A 21,169-nucleotide genomic window follows, 5' to 3' on the forward strand; every position below is an offset into this window, starting at 1 on the left:
ATTATGCCCTTTTCGGAGGGCTGTATTTTGTGGATTATTCTCCACGGGTTTTCACCCGAGGCTAATGAAAATGTACCTTCGGCACAACAGTCCTGAAAGGACTTTTTGTAATAGCCATGGAATTCATTCCATGGAAAAAATAGGCGAGAGCTCAATCAATCTATTATTATATCCCGAAGGGATTACCTATCATAGCGAGGGGTAAAACCCCTCGGATTATCCCCCAAAAACCCTATCACCCTGAAAGGGTGCGACTCGTTATTTATATAGAAATTCATATTTAACCGGCGCGAGCGTCCCGCTCGTGACCACCTTCTGAATATCAACAGTGGGTTGGTGTTTTATTTATTGTCCACAGATGACACAGATTCCCACAGATTTTGCTTATATGGAAATTTATATTTAACTGGCGCGAGCGTCCCGCTCGTGACCACCTTCTGAATATCATCAGCGGGTTGTTAGACGTTAAAAATAACGTCTCTACGGGATGATGCACTGCACTTGATGCTATAATTTTTTGTAGATCAAATATCAAAACAATAGGGGGCTTGGCATATTGCCTGAGCCCCCTGTTGATTTTCAGCTGAAGTGAAAGAATATTATACGCTTCATAATCTTATTCTTTTATTAACCTGATCCCACCATTATTTGAAGCATTTCCTAATACCCTAATTGTATTTTCTTCTGCACGTATAGATCGAGGCTCTGAATTAACTTGTTGTAAATGAATGGTTAAACGCTGATAAAGCGAATATATTTGAATACGGTTTGGAATGTGTCCTATACCCGATCTTCCATTGCCTTTTAAGCCAAGACCAGAAGAATTATTACCTTCAAAAGGGCTTTCAAAAGCCCAATACTTTTCATCATCAATCAATACATCATTGGCTATATTTGGATAATTGCTTGCCCAATAACCAGGCTCTTCTGCTATTCCGCCTAATGCTTCAAACATTTTTCGTGCTTGATCAGCAGTTGGTACTTGCCAATTAGTTCCTTTAAGTGCCGTCATCAGAGGCACAACGTCATTGTCATAATGATAAGCATGTCCATATGCCTCGGCATAATTGACTATTTCAGCAAAACCATTGTCTCCGTCTTCATATACTATTCCATCATGCGTTTCCGTCTCCATCTTCAAATTCTCCGCCATCCAGATTTGCTCACCGATTTTCACGGTTTTGTAGATGTGGTTATCGGTATATTCCCCGAAGGTATCGAGGGTCATGGAGCCGAATTTTCCAATCTCGATTTGGGCATCGGTGGTGGTTTCCTGCTCGGTGGCGTTGGCATCGGTGCTTTCCGCTACGGCACGCAAGGCAAATACTTCCAACATTTGGTCTTTGAACAAGTCGGTGATCTCCGCAGAAATATAGTGGTCGCCCTCCTTGGTCAGGGCAATTTCTTTTTCTTCCTCGCCCATGGTCACAAACAATTGAGGATCGTCCATTTCTGCATATTCTTTGCCCTCTTCCACCTCGAAGTGCAATTCGAATTGTACCACATCGCTTTCGGTGAACAAATCGGCTTGCTCATTATCAGCAGGATAGGTAGAACGGACGTAATCTTCGACCAGTTCCAAGTGCAGGCTTGGGGTGATTTTTTCTACGGGCTCTTCAATTGGTGGCTCTGGAATAGGATCTGGCTCAGTGGTTTCGCTTGAGCAGGCCACCATAAAAAGTGATGCCATGAGGAAGGCAAATAGTCGGTTGATTGAGATGATTTTCATCAATAAAAGTTTAAGTTTTAATAGTCATACTTACATCACATATCAAATCAAACCACCTTTCCCCGACACTATTATCATGCTTTTCAATATGATATAAATTGTATTCTGCATAAAGATAGTGAGGATAAATATAAATAAAGAAGTTTATCGCGGTAAAATTCCATCTATTTTACAGATCGCCCCTGCTGATGCTTGAGGAGGGTTGAATATTCTTTTTGATGAAAAGGGCTTTCAAAAATTGGGTGGGTTATTGTCGGGTTGTACTGCAATCCCTAATTATTGCGCGGTTTTGTATTGTCCACAGATTTCCACGGATTTTGTTTATATGGATATTTATATTTAACTGGCGCGCGCGTCCCGCTCGTGACCACGTTTTGAAAATCATCAGTGGGTTGATGTTTTATTTATTGTCCACAGATGACACAGATTTCCACAGATTTTGTTTGTATGGATATTTATATTATGCCCTTTTCGGAGGTCTGTATTTTGTGGATTATTCTCCACGGGTTTTCACCCGAGGCTAATGAAAATGTACCTTCGGCACATCAGTCCTGAAAGGACTTTTTGTAATAGCCATGGAATTCATTCCATGGAAAAAATAGGCGAGAGCTCAATCAATCTATTATTATATCCCGAAGGGATTACCTATCATAACGAGGGGTAAAACCCCTCGAATTATCCCCGCAAAACCCTATCACCCTGAAAGGGTGCAATTCTTTGTTTATATAGAAATTTATATTTAACTGGCGCGAGCGTCCCGCTCGTGACCACGTTCTGAAAATCATCAGTGGGTTGGTAGACGTTAAAAATAACGTCTCTACGGGGTGGTGCGCTATGCTTGTGTGGTATTTACGGATTGTACTGCAAACCTTAATTATTGCGCGGTTTTGTATTGTCCACAGATGACACAGATTTCCACGGATTTTGTTTAGATGAATATTTATATTGCGCCCTTTTCAGAGGTCTGTATTTTGTGGATTGTTTTCCCGTTTATGTACTTCGGGTTAAAACCCGAAGCTGTTACAAAATGTACCTTCGGCACATCAGTCCTGAAGGGACTTTTTGGAATAACCATGGAATTCATTCCATGGTAAAAATAGGCGTGAGCTCAAACGATCTATTTTAATACCCCGAAGGGATTACCTATCATAGCGAGGGGTAAAACCCCTCGGATTATCCCCCCAAAACCCTTTCACCCTGAAAGGGTGCAATTCTTTGTTTATGTAGAAATTTATATTTAACCGGCGCGAGCGTCCCGCTCGTGACCACGTTCTGAATATCATCAGTGGGTTGGTAGACGTTAAAAATAACGTCTCTACGGGGTGGTGCGCTATGCTTGTGTGGTATTTACGGATTGTACTGCAAACCTTAATTATTGCGCGGTTTTGTATTGTCCACAGATGACACAGATTTCCACGGATTTTGTTTATATGTAAATTTATATTTAACTGGCGCGAGCGTCTCGCTCGTGCCCACCTTCTGAATGTCATCAGTGGGTTGGTAGACGTTAAAAATAACGTCTCTACGGGATGACGCGCTTGTGTGTATCCAAGGTTGCGCTATTGACGGGTTGCCGCATGGCGGAAATTCTGGGCAAAAAAAAGCCACGAGTGAAATATGCTCGTGGCTCAAATGTAGTGTTACGGTTTGGTATAGTTGATTGATTAGTTCTCTTGTTGAGCGGCCTGCTCTGCTGCTTGCTGCTCTTCCTGACTCATCCAGCCTCCACCCAAAACTTTGTACAGCTCAACATAGCTCGAAAGCAGTTGCTGTGCCGTTTGTGCGTATTCAAGGCGGGCATTAAAATACTGTCGCTGTTGCTCCAGATACTCCAGATAGGAAGTCATTCCTTTGTCGTAACGCTCCCGCGAAAGGTATTCCGCATTGGCCGCAGCCACGACATTGTCCTGACGTGCCTGAATTTCTTCTTTCAGCGTCGAGATCGTGATCAGGGCATCCTCCACTTCACGGAAGGCTCCCAATACTGTCGCCTCGTAGTTCAGCACAGATTCATCACGCTTCAATCTTTCAATATCCGCCTGATTTTTCAGCTGCCCCCATTGGAATAAAGGCGCGGTAAATCCACCACCAACACTCCACAACGGCCCTCCGGCAGTCAGGGAAGTCAGTTCATTGCTTGCCCCGCCGATCAGTCCTGTAAGGCTGATGCTTGGCAGTCGGTTGGCATTGGCTGCCCCCACCAGGGCATGTTGCGCAATCACCTGCTGCTCCGTAGCCAGGATGTCTGGGCGTCGCTGAAGCAAGTCGCTTGGCAATCCTGTAGGGATTTCCATTTGGGCTTTTTGATCCGCCAGCAGTTTCCCAACCTGAATTTCGCCCGGTGCCTGTCCGAGTAAGACACTCAACAGGTTTTCCTGGCGCGCCACACTTCTTTTGAAGACGGGCACCGAAGTGGCTGCAATTGCCCGCTGAATTTCCGCCTGATTGACATCAATCTCAGGGATTAGCCCACGATCGAAACGCTGACGGAGGATGTTCAGGCTGCTGTCCCTGGAGTTCAGGGTGGCCGTTGCAATCTCCAGGCGAGCTTTTTCCTGCAACAGCAGGAAGTAGTTCTGTGCAATATTGGAAACCAGCTGCAACTGAATATTTCTCAGGGTATATTCCGAAGCCAGGTACTGTGCCTTGGCGGCTTCAGAAAGGCTCTGGTATTTCCCCCAGAAATCCAGCTCCCAGCTTGCGTTGCCGGTAATGCTGAAATTATTGTTTACCGAGCCCAAACCGAGCTGGTCAAAACGCAGCCCGCTCACGCTGTTTCCGCGGGTAGCAGTACCATTGGCGCTGAATTTAGGCAGAAATTCCGCATTCTGAATTTTGACGGTTTTCTGCGCCTGCTCCAGTCGTTTTACGGCAATGCGCACATCGTAACTGTTGCCCAGTCCGGTAGCAATGAGGGTATCGAGCTGAGGGTCATCGAAGAGCTCCCACCAGCCGATATTAACCACCGAATCCTGAGGCTGTTGCTGTGCATCGAAACGGAAAGCCGAAGGCATCGGCATCTCCGTTCCTTCAAAAGGTTTCCGCAGCTTACATCCATAAGCCACCATCATCACCAGAAGAAATAAAATTAGAGGTTTTATCGCTTTCATATTTATTAAGATTCAGGGGCTGAAAGTTTATTGTTTTTCGCATCGCGCTTTTCCTCATATTTCCCGAGTCGGCCAATAAGGATAAAGAGCATCGGGTAGAAAAATACCCCAAGCACCGTAGCGAAGGTCATTCCGCCGAGCAGGGTCATGCCCATTACTTTCCGGGATTCTGCCCCTGCCCCGGATGCCAATATCAATGGCAAAATACCGAGGATAAACGAGAAGGCAGTCATCAGGATTGGACGGAAACGCAACCTTGCCGATTCCATTGCGGCATCGTAAAGGCTGAGCCCTTCGTCAAACTTCAGCTTGGCAAACTCGACGATCAGAATGGCATTTTTTGCGGCCATGGCAATCAGCATCACCAGGGAAATCTGCGCAAAGACGTTGTTCTCGTAGGAGCCAGAAAATAGTCGGGCAAACCACAGCAAGAACAGGGCGCCAAATACGGCAAATGGCGTTCCGAGCAAAATACTCATCGGCAGGGTCCAGCTTTCATACTGTGCCGCCAGAATCAGGAATACAAAGAGCAATGAAAAGGCGAATACGCCCATCAGCGACCCTGAAGCCTGTTTTTCCTGATACGACATCCCGTTCCATGCCAGCTGCATATCATCAGAAAGCACTTCTTTTGCCACTTCCTCCACCACTGCCAAAGCTTCCGAAGAAGTAAAGCCAGGTGCCGGAGAACCGGTAATTTCTACTGATCGGTAAAGGTTGAATCGATAGGTAAACTCTGGCCCTGTGATCTCCTTGACAGTCACGAGGGTTGAAAGTGGCACCTGATCGCCATGCTTATTTTTGACATAAAACATCTCCAGCCCTTCCTGATTATTCCTATACTCGGGCTCGGCCTGAATATAAGCTTTATAGAGTCGCCCGAAACGGTTGAAGTCATTCACATAAGCACCACCGAGAAAGGCCCCGAAGGTACTGTAGACATCCTCAAGGGCTACCCCTGTTTTCAGGATTTTATCGGTATCAATATCGACATATTTCTGAGGAACGGCCGCCTGATAAGTGGTAAAGGCCGAAGCAATTTCCGGACGGGCATTCAGTGCCTGAATGAACTTCATGGACTGTGCGGCCAGGAATTCGGGCGTATTCCCCATACGGTCCTGCAACATCACCGAGAAACCGGAACCGTTACCCAGACCAGGAATGGCCGGCGGACCGAAGGCAAAGACCTGCCCCTCGATAATCTGTGACATCAGCAAACCATTAACATGGCGGACAACCTCTGCCGCTGTGCGCTCACGCTGATCCCAGTCTTTGAGGGTAACGAACATGAAACCGGCATTGGAAGACATGGAGCCCGACAGCAGGGAGAATCCCGTGGCGGTGGTCACCATTTCTACTTCCGGCACTTGCGCCACAATTTGTTCCACTTTTTTGGCGACAACATCTGAACGCTGCAAGGAGGCGGCATTGGGCAGCTGCATATTGACGAAGAAATAGCCCATATCTTCTTCAGGGATAAATCCGCCGGGTACCATCTTGCCGAAAATTCCTGCTGCAATCACACTGATGCCAATAAAGACCACCCCACGCTTGATTTTGCGGCCGATGATTCTTGTAAAAGAGGTATACCCTTCGGTAGATTTATCAAATGCGACATTGAATTTATCGAAAAATTTCCCGAGAGGTCCCTTGACTTTTTCTGGCTTCTTCAATAATACTGAACACAAAGCGGGGCTGAGGGTCAGGGCGTTTACAGAAGAAAACAATACCGAAACGGCTACGGTAATGGCAAACTGCTGGTACAGTCGGCCGGTAATACCTGCCATGCCCGCTACGGGAATAAATACGGCAACCAACACGAGGGTGGTGGCAATCACAGGAGCGGTTACTTCTTTCATGGCCTGGCTGGTGGCTGTTTTGGCATCCATACCATTTTCCATGTTTACCTGCACGGTCTCGACCACCACAATGGCATCATCCACCACAATACCAATGGCAAGCACCAGTCCGAGCAACGACAATACGTTGATCGTGAAGCCCAACATTGGGAAAAGAATAAATGCCCCTACCAACGATACCGGAATGGCAATGGTCGGGATCAGGGTAGCACGCCAGTCCTGAATAAAGATATACACCACCAATACCACCAATAGCAAGGCGATAATCAGGGTTTCGATAATCTCATCAATACCTGCTGTAATTGGCTTGGTGGTATCCAGTGAAACGGTGTGTTTCATGCCCGTTGGATAGCGCTCAGAGAGCTTGTCCATAGTAGCATTTACCTGTTCAGCCAAAGTTACGGCATTGGAGCCCGGCGCCTGATAAAGGGCGATAATTCCGGCAGGCGATCCATTAAGTCGGGTGAAAGAGGAGTAGGTTTCTACGCCGAGTTCCACTCTTGCCACATCCTTAATGCGTACTTCACTGCCATCTGGGTTGGTCCGCACTACAATATCACCAAACTCTTCTTCGGTTTGCAGACGGTCTGGCAGGCGGACAGTATAGGTGAATTCCGTACCTGCAGGAGCAGGCTCGGCACCAAATTTACCACCGGGCACAATGATGTTCTGCGAGCGGATGGCGTTGGTAAGCTCAGGAATACTGATCCCCATTTTGGCCAGCAAATCAGGCTTTACCCAGATTCTCATCGAGTAATCCGAGGCACCAAGAATGTTCACACGGCCAATCCCTTTAATTCGGGCCAGCTCATCTTTAATATTGATCAGGGCATAGTTACCCAAAAATTGCTGATCATAACGGTCACCGTCTGAATGCAGGGTGATCAACATCAGAATATTCGGCAAAGATTTTTCAGTGGTTACCCCGTAACGCTTCACATCCTCGGGCAATTTTGCGGTGGCTGCGGAAACACGGTTTTGGGTAAATACGGTGTTCAGGTCGGGATCTGTACCGACATCAAAAGAGACGTCAATCGACATGGTTCCATCATTGGAGTTGGTCGATTTCATGTAGATCATATTATCTACCCCATTGATCTGCTGCTCCAGTGGTGCAGCCACCGAGTTCTCCACACTCAGCGCATTGGCACCAGTGTAAGTTGCTCGTACCTGCACAATCGGAGGGGTCAGGTTGGGGTACTGCTCAACGGGCAGCCCTTGCATAGAAACAAGGCCAACCACGACAATGATGATGGCGATCACCATCGCCATTACCGGTCGCTTTACGAAGAAATGCTGTTCCTTCAAATTCATAGAGGCCTTATTTTACTTGAGATTTAAACTCGATTAATGTCGGATTGACGGTCATGCCTTCACGCACTTTCTGAATCCCTTCAAACACGACCTGTTCGCCTTCTTTAAGGCCATCCTCCACGGTATAATAGTCTTTGTAACTAAACCCTGTGTGGATATTTTTCTGAACAATTTTGTTGTCCTTCGTAACGGTGTACACGACCTTCTGCCCCTGAAAATCCGTTACTGCACGCTGAGGAATTACCAGGGCGGTTTTATTACTGGTAACGGTAGTGCGAACACGGGCAAACTGCCCCGGGCGAAGGAATAAGGTGGGGTTAGGGAAAGACGCCTGCACGAGCATGGAGCCTGTGGCAGCATTCACCTGACGGTCAAGAAAGTCAAATTTTCCCTTATGGCTGAAAACACTGCCATCTGCAAGAATCAGTTCAAATTCCGTCTTACGACCAATGTCCTCGGAATGAATCGCCGTATCGGCATCCATTTGATGCAACTGGCGGAACACAGACAGGTATTCCTTTTCATTCAGGAAGAACTGCACAAGAATGGTATCGGTGCGTGAAACACTGTTCAAAATCACCGGGTTGGGTTCGCGCCCAACGTACTCGCCCACTTTGGCTTCTGTACGGCCAATAATTCCGCTGATCGGGGAATGAATTTCTGCATAACCGACATCGAGCTGAGAGATCTTCAGGTTGGCGCGGGCAGCAGAAACACTCGCCATAGCGGCATCATATTCTGCTTTGGCAGCATCGTAATCGGACTGAGAAATGGCTTTAATTTTCACCAAAGGCTCAATACGGTCAAGGTCCTTTTTCGCACGGGCAGCACGAATCTTGGCTTCTGAAAGCTGAGAGTTTTTGGCGGCCTCAGAGGCTTTGAAAGGCTGAGGATCGATAGAGTATAATAACTGTCCCTTTTTGACAAGGTTACCTTCCTGAAAATGCAGGCCTTCGAGGTAGCCATCTACCCGGGCACGGATTGGAATATCACGAACGCCGAAGAGTTGTCCAACGTGTTCTTTGATCAAAGGAACGGCGATTTTCTTGAGTTGAACGGTCTCTACTTTTTGGGCAGGACGCTCAGCAGCTTTTTGCTCCTCGCAGCTCCAAAAGCAAAAACTCGCAAGCACAAAAAAACTAAGCCAGAGGGCTGGTTTAATTTTGGTAATGTAGGTTTTCATTTAGATTGATGTTAATTATAGTCGACCGAATTAATGTCTAATTTTATCTATTATACCCCCAAAAGGGTCAAAAAGATGGATTTTTATTACATTTATTTCATAAAAATACTTCCATTTAAACAAAAACAAAAGCGTTACGTCAAATTGCAACATTATTCAATCTCCCTTATTCAGCACCCCAGCAATTTAACCCATTAAACATCTGCTACTAATCAATTATTTACCACCACATACTGCCCAATTTGACCATTTTGGGCTTGGTTTAACATCAAACATGACGACCATTAAAATAAAATGAGTAAAAATTACAGATTGATGAGAAAACTTGAGTGAAAGAAGAATTAGCCACACATTTCTGCATAGACTCACCAACCGCCCAAACACCCCAATAACAGGGCGGCACAATCTACACCGGTGCTTACGCCTGTAAAAAATATAGATTTTTATGCATTAAAAAAGCCCAGCGGAAATTGCTTCCTCACTGAGCTTTATACCAAGCTCCCCACAATGAAGAGGGAGTAAAAAATGGTAGTGGTTTATCGTGTAATATTTTTAGTGTTTCATGTGTTCTTGAACAAACTGAGAAAGCTCAGCTTCATACAAATTTCTGCCGACAATTTTCCCGTCCTGAATCAGTAAGTTGGCAGGGATTGCCGAAACCTGATAGTTACTCAGATTAACATCTTCAGCCTGCTTTTTCAGGTTAGAAACGTTCGTCCAGTTCAGCTGATCTTTTTGAATGGCTTTTTCCCATTTCCCGCGGTCGGTATCCAAAGAATAACTGACGATCTCAAACCCTTTCGCATGGTACTGCTGATACAGTTTTCGGTACAGTGGATTGGCCAAACGGCAGGGGCCACACCAGGAAGCCCAGAAGTCAAGTAAAATCAATTTCCCTTTGACCTGCTTCAAATTAAACGCCTTCCCGTCAACGGTTTTTGCATTCAAGGCTGGTGGTACATTTCCGATCTTCAATGCCTGCAATTTTTTCAGTTTAAGGGCTAAGGCCTTGCCAAATTCCGACTGCTTGTTCTGCTCATCGAGTTGTTGATACCCCTTTTCTATGGCTGCGAAGCCTTCTTCGCCTGCATTATAGTTCAGCTCATATGCGGGGAAAAAATCTATAATTTCTTTCAGCCGATGCCCGTAATCGGTAGCCATCGCCTGATCTGACAATACTGCGGCATAATTTTCGAAGTTTCCACGATCGAGGACACTTGCGGTCAGCACTTCTTCCAAGGCCAGTGCCGCACTGAGTTCAGCATCCGATATTTTCCCAATGACCTCTACCTTTTGACCTTCGCGGTGTTTGCTCTCCTCCTGTATTTTTTTGAGGCCAGCATCCTTTTCTGGTTGCGTCAGTGTGGTGTCGTTCATCAGGTCCATTACACCAAGCATGGCATCAACCTCCTGCTGCTTGGTCGCCATATAATGGTTGTATTCATTACTGAAAGAGGTGCCAGAATATTCATTTTTGAATTGACCTTTCACCCTGATGACCATCTCATTACCATTACGGATCATAAAGGGTACCCCACCTTTGGATTGGCGGTCGAAGCCCACAAAATAGGAAGATAACCGCGGTGAAGCATTCGTATTTTCGAAAGATACGGAGCCATCGGTAATTTGTGCGGAATCGATCAAACTCTGATGACGGTTAATGTCCATTTTGAACAAGTAAGCCTGCTTCACGGGAAGCTTGGGCAGGTGCAATAAAACAGACCAAGGACTGTTCTCATTAGATTGGCAAGCTTGCGCCAGAAACATGACCCCCAACAGGATTATGAAGTAGGTTTTTTTCATCTGTAATATTTTTATGGTAGTAGGAAAATCGCCCAAAAAAAGTTTAAGCTCATATTCAAGAAGATAAATCCAAAAACCTCTCCAAGAAAGTCTAAAAAACAGGCGAATAGTTCAGAATATATGCAAAATGATTGTGAATTTCACTACTCTTATGTTCAACAAATTGAAAAAGCCGAAGTATGCCAATATTTTCGCTGGTGATTGTTTGGGGGGGAAATCTGAGGGGAATAGATTGACTTTATAACAATTCTAAGTATATATTTATCAGAACATTCCATAATTATCCTTAAATTAGGGAACACTAATTTTTTAAAAATAATGAGTGATGTAATAAAGACGGTAAAGGCAGATTTGAAGCACTCAAATCGCCCAGTTGCGCGGTGTCTTCACAAAGGCAAAGGTTTTAAGGTTTTGGTGGTGGGCATGTATAAAGGCATGAGCATGCATGATCACAAAACGAATGTTTCCACTACGCTGACGGTGCTCGAAGGCAGTCTTTATTATAATAATGGGCATTCCTCCACCCTGCTCCAGCAATACGAGGATTTTGCCATTCCCACGGCAGAAATGCATTCTATAGAATCCGTGGATGATTGCCTGTTTTTGCTTACGCAAGGAAAAAAAATACAGGCTTGGGAAGCAGCAGACGACGAGCTGACCTAAGGGGCGAGCCCATGCTGTAGCTTTTAAATACTGAACGTAAAAAATCAAGTGGTATTTACGGGGCGCACGACCAAAGTCCTTAACGGTCACCTGATATTTTATCCGCAGATGCCGCCTTTCACTGACTTCCTCCTGTTTGGTTTGAAGTGTACCGCACTGACCAATTGCTTCATAAAATAATGCACATTATCCCGTAGGATTTCCGTCATGACTATTTTCAGGCTTCTCCTGAGCAAGCGACAGCTGTGCTTCCCCGAAAGAAAAACCACTTTTGATAAGCAGGAGCTGCTGCACAATAGGGCATGAATTATTGATCAATAATTTTCGTGGCCCACTTTCATGGTCATGCGACAGCTCCTTTTTTAATTATTTATGCTGTTATTGTTCAGCTAAGAATTCCGCACGGTATGGGGAGAAAGTGTCAATCAGTTCTCCCTGCTCAATACACACCACAGCATGAAGCATATTGGAAGGTACATAGAAGGAATCTCCTGCGCTAAGGGTTTTCACCTCTTCGCCTATGGTTACCTCAAACTTGCCTGCCGAAACATGCGAAATCTGTGAATGTTTATGAAGGTGAGGAATGGCCATACTGTTTTCTTCGTATCGCATTTTCACGGCCATTACGGCGTTGTCATAGCCCATTATTTTACGAGAAATGCCTTCTCCCAAATCTTCCCACGCCTGCTCTTGATCTACATAAAATTTATTGCCCTGAACTTTTTTCATCGTCTTCCTATTTAGCCTTTGCCCACACGCCAACGGTATGCCAGTGCGGGGGCTCATGGTTCCAAATGTACAAAACTTTAACAAAACAAAAACAGGATATCATTGGGCATCATACATGACCAATGTGGTGAATCGACCTGCGATTTCTCCCGCTTATGTGCACTCGCCAATAAAATCTACTTGAAGCGCAATAGCTTCCCCAAGGTCACAACAGCCAAACACTACCCTTGCGGCTCTGTTAAGCGCTCTTTTTATCTCCGAGAGGACCGATAATTAACTTCTGATTTAAGAAATGAAACCCTTTGTACTGACGCAGCAGCTATATTCGACCTATCAAAGATTTTTTTATATCCTATGAAGAAGACAATTTCTACGCTACTGCTTTGCTTTTTAAGCTGCTGGGCAATCGCCCAGGCACCGCATCACCAACGGGTACAAGTCCCTGCCAAAACCCTCGACTATATTAACCGCGCGGCCGATGGCGACCACCTCGCGCTTGAGGGGGGCCACCTTGCCCTTGATGGCCACGTGATGCCCTATCCTTTTTTTCAGTCGCACGAAGTGCTGTACCTCTACCGATTGAGTCAGCTGCGCCACCAGACCATCTGGAAAGCGGACAGTGTGATTTTTGATGAAGACTGGAAAGCGGGCAATGAAAAAAATAACGGATCGGCCACAGCAAGAACCATCGCTCCTTCTGAGCTGGTTGGCGGGCGCCATACCACAAACACCTATTGGTTTCAACTCCCCGAACTCCCTGAAAGCAAAACAGGCTTCGAGCGGTTTTTCTGCCTGCGCCCCGTAGAATTAACACTGATCGGCTGGCCAGAAACCACCATTTACGTGAACGGGGAATCCCGCGCAGCATTGCCCCGCCAGCATTTTTACTGGTCGCTGAACCAAATCCTTGATCAGCAGGGCCCACAGCAGATTTGTATGAAAAGCTTCGGTGTATATGACATGCCCCGTGGATATAAGGAAATCAGCGTGGTGGAGCGTAACCCTGAACTGGACGAGCTGTACTGGTACACCCGTGTGCTTATCGAGGCAGTATCCATCATGTACCCCGAGGAAAAAGGGTATCAGGAAATGCGTGACCTTGCAGACCATATTATGGCGGCCATCGACCTTGACCTTGCGGGAACTGTCGGCTTCAATAAAAAAGTTACCGAAAGCCTGAAAACCATCAAGGCCTCTTTTGAGAAGATCGAAAAAATGGCTGATCACCAGTCAACACTTTATATGTTGGTGCATGGGCACCTTGACAGTGCCTGGCGATGGACCCTCGGCCATACAGACGATAAAATTGAGCGCCTTGTACTCAACAACCTCTACCTGATGGACCGCTATCCTGAGTACAAATATGTGTTCACCACGCCTTACCATTATGAGCGACTGAAGGAGTTTCACCCACACCTGTATGAGCGGGTGCTGGAGAAAATTCAGCAGGGACAGTGGATCGCCAAAGGCAGCACCTATGTGGAAACAGACATGAATATGCCTGGCGGGGAAAGTATCGTCCGACAATTTTTGTATGGCCTCGATTACTACAAACATGCCCTCAAAACCAAAGAGTTTGCCCTCTTTTTGCCAGATACTTTCGGCTATCCGCCCTACCTGCCGCAAATTGCCAATAGCTTCGGCCTCGACCACCTCGTGGCCATGCGTGTAAATGTCCCTCAGCTCGACCATACCATCTTTAATTTTAAAGGCATCGATGGTTCGAAAATTCTTGTCAACGGATTAAGCACCCCAGCATGGGAATACCCTTTTGTGGACGCCATACATGGGCACCATATTCAGAACCCAGACTCATACACCACTTACAATGCGCCAGACCCTGGACCAAGAAGAGCGCGTGGCACCTGGGAGCGATTCAAAGATCAGGACATTACCGACAAACAGCTGATGCTTATCGGTTGGGGTGATGGAGGTGGCGGCGGTACCGAGGATCAGCTCGAATTGATGCGCCTTGGGAAAAGCCTGCCTTCCTTCCCAAAAATTGAGTGGACGAATATGAATGATTATATCGACCTTCAGCTGGCCAAAAAAGACGAATTCCCTACTTATGACCGTCGACTACTCGATCGGCCGTTTATTCAGCGGACTTTCCTGATGGCCAACGGGATCAAGATGAACAACCGTGCGGCAGAACAACGCCTGCGTGAAGCCGAAGCGCTCGGAACATGGGCCACGCAATATGGTTACGAGTACCCTGCCGAAGCACTGAAAGCCACCTGGAAAAAACTGCTCGTGATGCACTTCCACGACATCATTACTGGCATGGCTGTGCCTGAGGTTCTGATGGAAGCCAATGTAACCATTCAGGAGGTGGAAGCCGCTGCCCGCAAACATCGGGATGCAGCGCTAACAGTCATTAAAGCCAATATTCAGGCAGAGGAAGACGGCCTGTTGCTTTTCAATCCTTCCGCCGTAAATAAGAAAGGACTGGTGAAACTGAATGCCCCAAAAGTGGCGGGTAAATTTCATTTGGTGGATGAAGATTTTCAGGAGTTGCCTTTTGAAAAAGACCAGAAACAGCTTTTGGTCGCGATCGATGATTTTGCACCGATGTCCTTTAAGAAAATATATGTTCGCAAGGGAAAATCAACCCTAAAATCGGCGCCTCTGACGGCCAAAAACCGAACGCTGGAAAATGAACTGGTAAAAGTTTCCTTCAATGAGCAGGGAGAGATTATCAGCTATTTTGATAAGCAAGCGCAACGCGAGCTGGTTCCTGCTGGCAAGGTTCAAAATCGTCTGCTGGAAGTTGTACACCCTGGCACCACTATGGCCAAGGTGAAGAACGATGGCTCGATTACCGACCCAAAGCAGGTGGCTCAAACCATTACTGCCAAGGCGAAATTCAGTCAGTATAAACAAAATTCTCTGATGGCCAGCCTGACCATCGAACGCCAGGTTGCTGCCTCATCGATCAAGCAACGGGTGGTGTTGCATAAAGATGACAAACAACTGACCTTTGAAACGGATATGGACTGGAATGAGGAACAACACCTTGAGGTGGATTTCCCGATGGATTTTGCCACCAAAGTAGCCAACCACGGGATTCAGTGGGGAAGCATGGAGGTAACAAGGAGCAGTTATGCCGATTACGATACGCTTGAAAAACCGACCTGTGCACATCAGTGGGCCGATATTTCTGATGAAGGTTACGGTATGGCCGTGCTGGACAATACCCGCTATGGTTACAATGTGAAAGAAGGAGGCATTCGCCTTGTGCTGAGTTATGGCCAGCATAAACATGGCTACTCAGAGCTAAAAAATGTGGCCTGGGGAAAGAAAGAATCTGGTGAATACGGTGGGGAAAAGTTCAAATATGCCCTTCTGCCACACGAGGGGAACCACATCAGCGGACGGGTGATTCAGAAAGCCAAACAGTTTAATACCGAGATTATTACGGAAAGCCTGAACAAGCAAAATGGTACCGCAAATGAATCCTTCCTGACGGGGATGCCTGAAAATATTATGCTGCAGACCATCAAAAAAGCCGAAAATGGTGAAGACTGGATCGTCCGTCTTTATGAAACGGAACAAAAACATACATCGTGTAAGCTGGTCATCGAAGGTCAGGCAACGGCCAAGGTGTTTTCGGCAAACATGAATGAAGGCATTGGGGAACCGATTACCGTCAATGATTCCGCTATCGGACTTTCTTTCCGCCCATTTGAAATCAAGACGCTGATCATCAAACCATCACAAAAACAATTGGTACAGGGTAAATAGCACCCGACACTTCATTAATGGACAATATTTATCCATAACGAACAGCTGCCTGAAGGGCTGAAACCATAAGCCCTCCGCCCTGCTGTTCACAACTAAAAAAGCCCCGCAAGTGCTCAATTTGCGGGGCTTTTGATTTTTAAATTTTTGAGGCATTAAAACACAAAACGGTCAATAACTTCTGCCACACCATGGTCGTTATTGCTCGCCACAATCACATCGGCACGGTCACGGAGCGCAGGATCAACATTTTCAACCCATACCCCAAGTCCAGCATATTCCACCATCGAAAGGTCATTTCCTGCATTTCCTACCGCAATCACTTCCTCAGCACCAATATTCAATGATTTTGCCAGTCGGTCAATGCTTGCCGCTTTATCAATGCCCTGCTGAGTAACCTCAAGGAAAAAAGGCTTAGAGATCGCGACACTCTTGTCGGGATGCGCCATCCGCAATAAAGGAGCCGTAGCCTTCAGGCGGTCGGGTTCACCAACAATAATACACTTAACAGCTGGCTGCTGCACAAAAGCTTTGAAATCCTCCACTACATGAACGCGCATATTGGTCAGCTCCTGCTCCACAGTAACATACTGGCAATGGTTTGGCGTAATAATGTCCGTCGCCGTATAGGTCATGATGTTCAAACCCGCCTCTTGCGCATAATCATACAACTGATGAATCTGCGCCACCGTAAGCTGCTGCGCAAAAACCTCCTGCTCATTGGCCATGTCCAGAATCACCCCACCATTATAAGCCACCAGGTGAGATTGATATTTACCCAGCTTGAGATCGCGACCATACTGAAGCATCGCAGGCGTAGGGCGACCAGAGGCCAGCACCACCCGTAATCCTGCCCTTTGGGCTTCCATCAATTTTTCATGATTTACCACCGAAATCTGATGTTCATCATTCAGTAGCGTGTCGTCCATATCCAAGACCAGCATTTTATATTTCCCTTGCATCTTCATACCGCTGCACAAGCAATAATGATGCTAAGCGCACGTTTCTAAAGTCGCAATGCGATACACTCCGTAATAGGCTGTCGAATATTTCTCCACCTCACGGAATAACGGCAGGCGGCAGCATCTTCATGATCGGCATCATTGCTCATTCTCAACAAGCTACGCTAAAATCAGCAAGCACATAAAATAACAGCAATGAGCATTCGGAATAGGAGATCTTGTGGTTATGGGTGGTGCCTAAATAAGTATTCTAAAAAGAATAAAAATCAGGAAGTGATCATAGTGATTAAATGTCTTAAAAAAACAAAGTATATATAAACGTGAAAAACATTTACATTCTTCATCAATTCGAAATCACAATTATTGACTGTCAGAAAAATTAATCAAAATAAAATTATGACACTATTGAAAAACACATCATTTATCTTCATATACAACACTCGAATGAAGTCAAAATGCACTTAACGACATTCTAACTTTTATTAGCTATTATTGATTCAAATCCAATAATACCACAAACAAACCACCAATATAGATAAAATTCAACCAAAATATTTTGCCAGAAAATACAATTTAAAGAATGATAACTGAAATAACTATAGTGATACAATCACCTACATTTGTTGAAATATTTATTTATCATATAGATAACCTACAAAATGAAAAAAGTATTTATTGCACTTAGCTTATTTGCAGCAGTCGCTATGACTTCATGTTCTGACAAAGCAAATGATCCACAACCTAAACAAGAACAAGTAACTCCTGTAGCGCAAACAGGAACCTTAAAAATCAATCTTGAATCAGCAGAGAACCAAAGAGCTGATTTTTCTGATGTAAAAACAGTTACCTTCAAAATTGACAAGAAGGAATATACTATGCCTATAGATAAGTTATTGGTATTGAAGGTTGGAGCCCATACCTTAACAGACTTTAACTTCACCTCTCATGGTGTGAAATTCACTCAAAATGAAGCCCAGGATTTTACAATATCAGCAGATCTGACCACTAACCTAACAATTAAAGTTACTCCAGAAGTAACCAATACTGAACAATTTGGAGGGCTCGGACTTAATGTTGTAACCGATTTCGCTAAAGCTCTTGAAACACACGATTATGTTCAGTTCGTTTCAAAGGATGCTACAACATCAAAAGTAGCTTCGAAAGTATATCCTTCATTAGGATTAGTGGTAAGAGTTATGAATTCATCAGCTACAACACAAAGATTAGTTATTACAAAGGGTGGTATTCAGGAATTCTCAGGGGAAATCAATGGAAATTCAGAAGGCTATGTGAAAATTGCTAATGCGAAAGACAAAGATAATCTTATTGTTACATTGAATGAAGTAGCAATCTAATCATTCATAGAACAGATACAAAGACAGGGTGTTATATTATATAGCACCCTGTTTTTTTATGAAAAATTTATATTTAATCCAGCCCTATAAACCAAAAAAAGCTGACCACAAATAATATTTTCCTCCAAAAAAGAATAATACTATTAATGGGTCAGCTTTACTACCATTACAAAAAAAATCGACTAAACTTTTTAATATTTACCTACATATGAGGCTGAAAAAAAATATTATTAATTTATAGCTCCTTTAGAACCTTTAGGGTGTTTCTTCAAAGAGTGAACATCCTCTTTATAACTCTGCTTAAGGTAAGCATTGGTATTGAAATGAGCAGGCGTCAGAGTAGACTGTTCAATAATTTTTTTACCTCCTTTGGAAATCACGCCTTTCACATCTTGATGATAAGACTGAAGCATATAAGCATCGGTAAACTCCTGAGTACCTGACTTCAACCGTCCTGTTTGTGATGGTAGTGTTGGGTTCTTTTGCTCTATCTTTGTTGGTGTTGCCATCGGTATACTTTGTGTCGTATTTTGCGGTTCTACCATTGCTTGTGGTGACTGATAAGGCGCTTTATGTCGGAGGGGTGGTACCATCTGCTCAGTATGAGGTGGAGTCGCTAACGGGACTACCTGTTTCGTATGAGGTGGAGTCGCTAACGGAACTACCTGCTTCGTATGAGGAGGAATCGCTAACGGAACTACCTGTTTCGTATGAGGTGGAGTCACTAACGGAACTACCTGTTTCGTATGAGGTGGAATCGCTAACGGAACTACCTGTTTCGTATGAGGTGGAATCGCTAACGGAACTACCTGTTTCGTATGAGGTGGAATCGCTAACGGAACTACCTGTTTCGTATGAGGTGGAGTCACCATGACAGGACGAGGCGTCATTTGCACCGTCCTAACTGGCACAACTTGTACTCCGTGAGATTGACCGCCATGAATGCCATAAGTCGATTCTATTACCGGACCTTTGTTCGTGCCGCTGAAACCACTTTGAACGCCTTCAACTACCTTTTGCGATACTACAGGTACCATATTCCCACTTGATGGCGGCGTTACCAATGGTGAGGGGTGAGCTATGGGTGTTGAATTACCAACCGATTTAGGAAGTAGCAAAGGAGCTTCTAATGGAGAAGGAGTAGATTGACTTTTTGAAGGGCCAACAAGTTTATTCGGGATTTCATTCCCGAAAATCGGTTTTGGTGTTTTTTGCGTTGGAAGTTCAGGCGTCAAATACGCTGGAATTTCAGGGCTAACCATTACCGTGGTGGTGGCATTCGTCGATATAGAATCAACAACCACAGGAATATGGTCTGTACTATCAACTGCAGTGATCGCCTTATCAACATTTTTCTCAATGTTTACAGGTTGAGGATCATCAGAATGGTCTTTGTTACAAGCAGTAACACCGAGTATGGCAAAAGCCATTAAAGAAATTAATGTTCTCTTCATCAAAAAGTAGGTTTGGTATTAAATAATGCACAAAACTACATGAGTAATGACAATAAATGATATACATTTTTATCACCCAAATTGATGTTTTATCATGATGTAAAATTACATAAATCATCTACATAATAGATAAAATCAATATGTCGGACTATGTAAAAATAGCCCAAACCAGCAGAGAAGGCATACCTCTTAAAAAAATACCATAAATATCTTCTTAGACCATTTGAAAATATTTGGCATGATAAAAAAATGAGTGGTACTACAATCCTTAAAAAATGCCCACTTTTCTTAAAGTCACCTTCATCAAAAAGAATAGTAAAGTGTCTTTGGGTTGGCGGTATCCGATTTACGAAATAAAATAATCTGTATAATCCGTGGGCAATATAAAATGGTGTAATCATTGGGGGTTGCGCCAGTAGTGCGAATACAGGCTGCAAATACCAGGGGTAAAACTTCATAGCTCCTTAAACAGTCAATCCTTTCACCACTATTTACAAGAAGGTTTTCCATGTAAAAGCGTATTTTCATTCAACATTTCGATTTGCAACAGCACTTCCTATTTTGTAACCAATCGCTGAACACAAAAAACAGGTCCTTCAGAAAAGTAGGGACAAAAAAAAATGCCCTTAAAAGGCATTATGGCTCCTCGATATTCGAGGTTTTTTTAAGAATTTTTCACTGATGATCCATCGGGTTGAATCGCCGAGGGCAATACACCATTGCCCTTGCGTCAACCTTCACCGATGAATCAATTAGTGTGATGGGTAGTGCTCGAAAGATTTTCGGGTTACACCAAAACCATCGTTTACAATTACGGTGTAAGTTCCCTCAGGCATGTGCTCGAAACGGAATGGTTTCATGAAGTTGTCTTTGTCTTTTACAGTAGTCTTGGCAACCAGTGAGCCCGCTTCATTATATAGAGAAACCACTACTTTAGACTCCATATTAGCCATGTATAACACTTTGTAAGTTTCAGAATTCGAGTTAGGAATCACTCGAACAAATGACTTTCCTTTGGCAGCTTCATTGTCGTTGGTACCTGCAAAAGCGAAAGATGCTGTCAATAATAGGGCGAAGGCAATAGATAAGAATTTTTTCATCGTTGTCATTGATTTGTGTTATTTGCTAATTGATTACATTACAAATATACGGGGCTATTTTTATTAAATTCACACGATTACGATCTTTTTAATCGCACAAACCACAGCGACAAAGTCCATTGATTACCAAATTCACAAAACACACTAAAAAAACAACGACATCTTGC

At 44.6% G+C, this 21,169-nt stretch carries 12 protein-coding genes; 3 read left to right on the top strand and 9 right to left on the bottom strand.

From position 1 onward, the window contains the following. Positions 1–616: 616 nt before the first annotated feature. The 5 genes from AABK40_RS15880 to AABK40_RS15900 all read right to left on the bottom strand — a co-directional run bounded on the left by AABK40_RS15880 (position 617) and on the right by AABK40_RS15900 (position 10,998). A complete protein-coding gene (locus AABK40_RS15880) occupies positions 617–1,729 on the bottom strand; it encodes an FISUMP domain-containing protein (RefSeq protein ID WP_338398108.1) in 1,113 nt (370 codons plus the stop codon). A 1,664-nt stretch (positions 1,730–3,393) separates the two neighbouring features. Then, entirely contained in the window at positions 3,394–4,839 is a 1,446-nt protein-coding gene (locus tag AABK40_RS15885) for an efflux transporter outer membrane subunit (RefSeq protein ID WP_332922878.1), read from the bottom strand. Between the two features lie 5 nt (positions 4,840–4,844). Further along, positions 4,845–8,012: an efflux RND transporter permease subunit gene (locus tag AABK40_RS15890; protein ID WP_332922877.1), complete on the bottom strand. Its 3,168-nt coding sequence runs from the start codon at positions 8,010–8,012 to the stop codon at positions 4,845–4,847. A gap of 7 nt (positions 8,013–8,019) precedes the next feature. Continuing rightward, on the bottom strand, positions 8,020–9,195 hold the full coding sequence (locus AABK40_RS15895; RefSeq protein ID WP_338398109.1) for an efflux RND transporter periplasmic adaptor subunit: 1,176 nt from the start codon (positions 9,193–9,195) through the stop codon (positions 8,020–8,022). Between the two features lie 552 nt (positions 9,196–9,747). Beyond that, entirely contained in the window at positions 9,748–10,998 is a 1,251-nt protein-coding gene (locus AABK40_RS15900) for a redoxin domain-containing protein (protein ID WP_338398110.1), read from the bottom strand. 318 nt (positions 10,999–11,316) lie between these two features. Here AABK40_RS15900 and AABK40_RS15905 point away from each other — a divergent pair, with 318 nt between their 5' ends. Next, positions 11,317–11,661, top strand: a complete 345-nt coding sequence (locus AABK40_RS15905; protein ID WP_332922874.1) for a cupin domain-containing protein — start codon at positions 11,317–11,319, stop codon at positions 11,659–11,661. Positions 11,662–12,039: 378 nt separating this feature from the next. Here the strand turns inward: AABK40_RS15905 and AABK40_RS15910 are convergent, their stop codons facing one another. After that, the gene (locus AABK40_RS15910; protein WP_332922872.1) at positions 12,040–12,390 is read right to left on the bottom strand and encodes a cupin domain-containing protein; all 351 of its coding nucleotides are present in this window, start codon (positions 12,388–12,390) and stop codon (positions 12,040–12,042) included. A gap of 354 nt (positions 12,391–12,744) precedes the next feature. Between AABK40_RS15910 and AABK40_RS15915 the strand changes: the two genes are divergently transcribed. Beyond that, positions 12,745–16,134, top strand: coding sequence for an alpha-mannosidase (locus AABK40_RS15915; RefSeq protein ID WP_338398111.1), 3,390 nt, complete (start codon positions 12,745–12,747; stop codon positions 16,132–16,134). A gap of 152 nt (positions 16,135–16,286) precedes the next feature. On the opposite strand, the gene AABK40_RS15920 is transcribed toward AABK40_RS15915, so the two are convergent. After that, entirely contained in the window at positions 16,287–17,060 is a 774-nt protein-coding gene (locus AABK40_RS15920; protein WP_421953309.1) for a Cof-type HAD-IIB family hydrolase, read from the bottom strand. A gap of 692 nt (positions 17,061–17,752) precedes the next feature. On the opposite strand from AABK40_RS15920, the gene AABK40_RS15925 reads away from it, so the two are divergent. Further along, positions 17,753–18,448 carry a hypothetical protein gene (locus AABK40_RS15925; RefSeq protein WP_338398113.1) on the top strand — a complete coding sequence of 232 codons (696 nt, stop codon included), beginning with the start codon at positions 17,753–17,755 and terminating at the stop codon, positions 18,446–18,448. A 230-nt stretch (positions 18,449–18,678) separates the two neighbouring features. On the opposite strand, the gene AABK40_RS15930 is transcribed toward AABK40_RS15925, so the two are convergent. Next, on the bottom strand, positions 18,679–19,902 hold the full coding sequence (locus AABK40_RS15930) for a hypothetical protein (RefSeq protein WP_338398114.1): 1,224 nt from the start codon (positions 19,900–19,902) through the stop codon (positions 18,679–18,681). A 752-nt stretch (positions 19,903–20,654) separates the two neighbouring features. Beyond that, on the bottom strand, positions 20,655–21,002 hold the full coding sequence (locus AABK40_RS15935) for a hypothetical protein (RefSeq protein ID WP_338398115.1): 348 nt from the start codon (positions 21,000–21,002) through the stop codon (positions 20,655–20,657). Positions 21,003–21,169: the final 167 nt, after the last annotated feature.

The sequence above is a fragment of the Persicobacter psychrovividus genome (genome assembly GCF_036492425.1).
GTDB classification, from domain to species: Bacteria; Bacteroidota; Bacteroidia; order Cytophagales; family Cyclobacteriaceae; genus Persicobacter; species Persicobacter psychrovividus.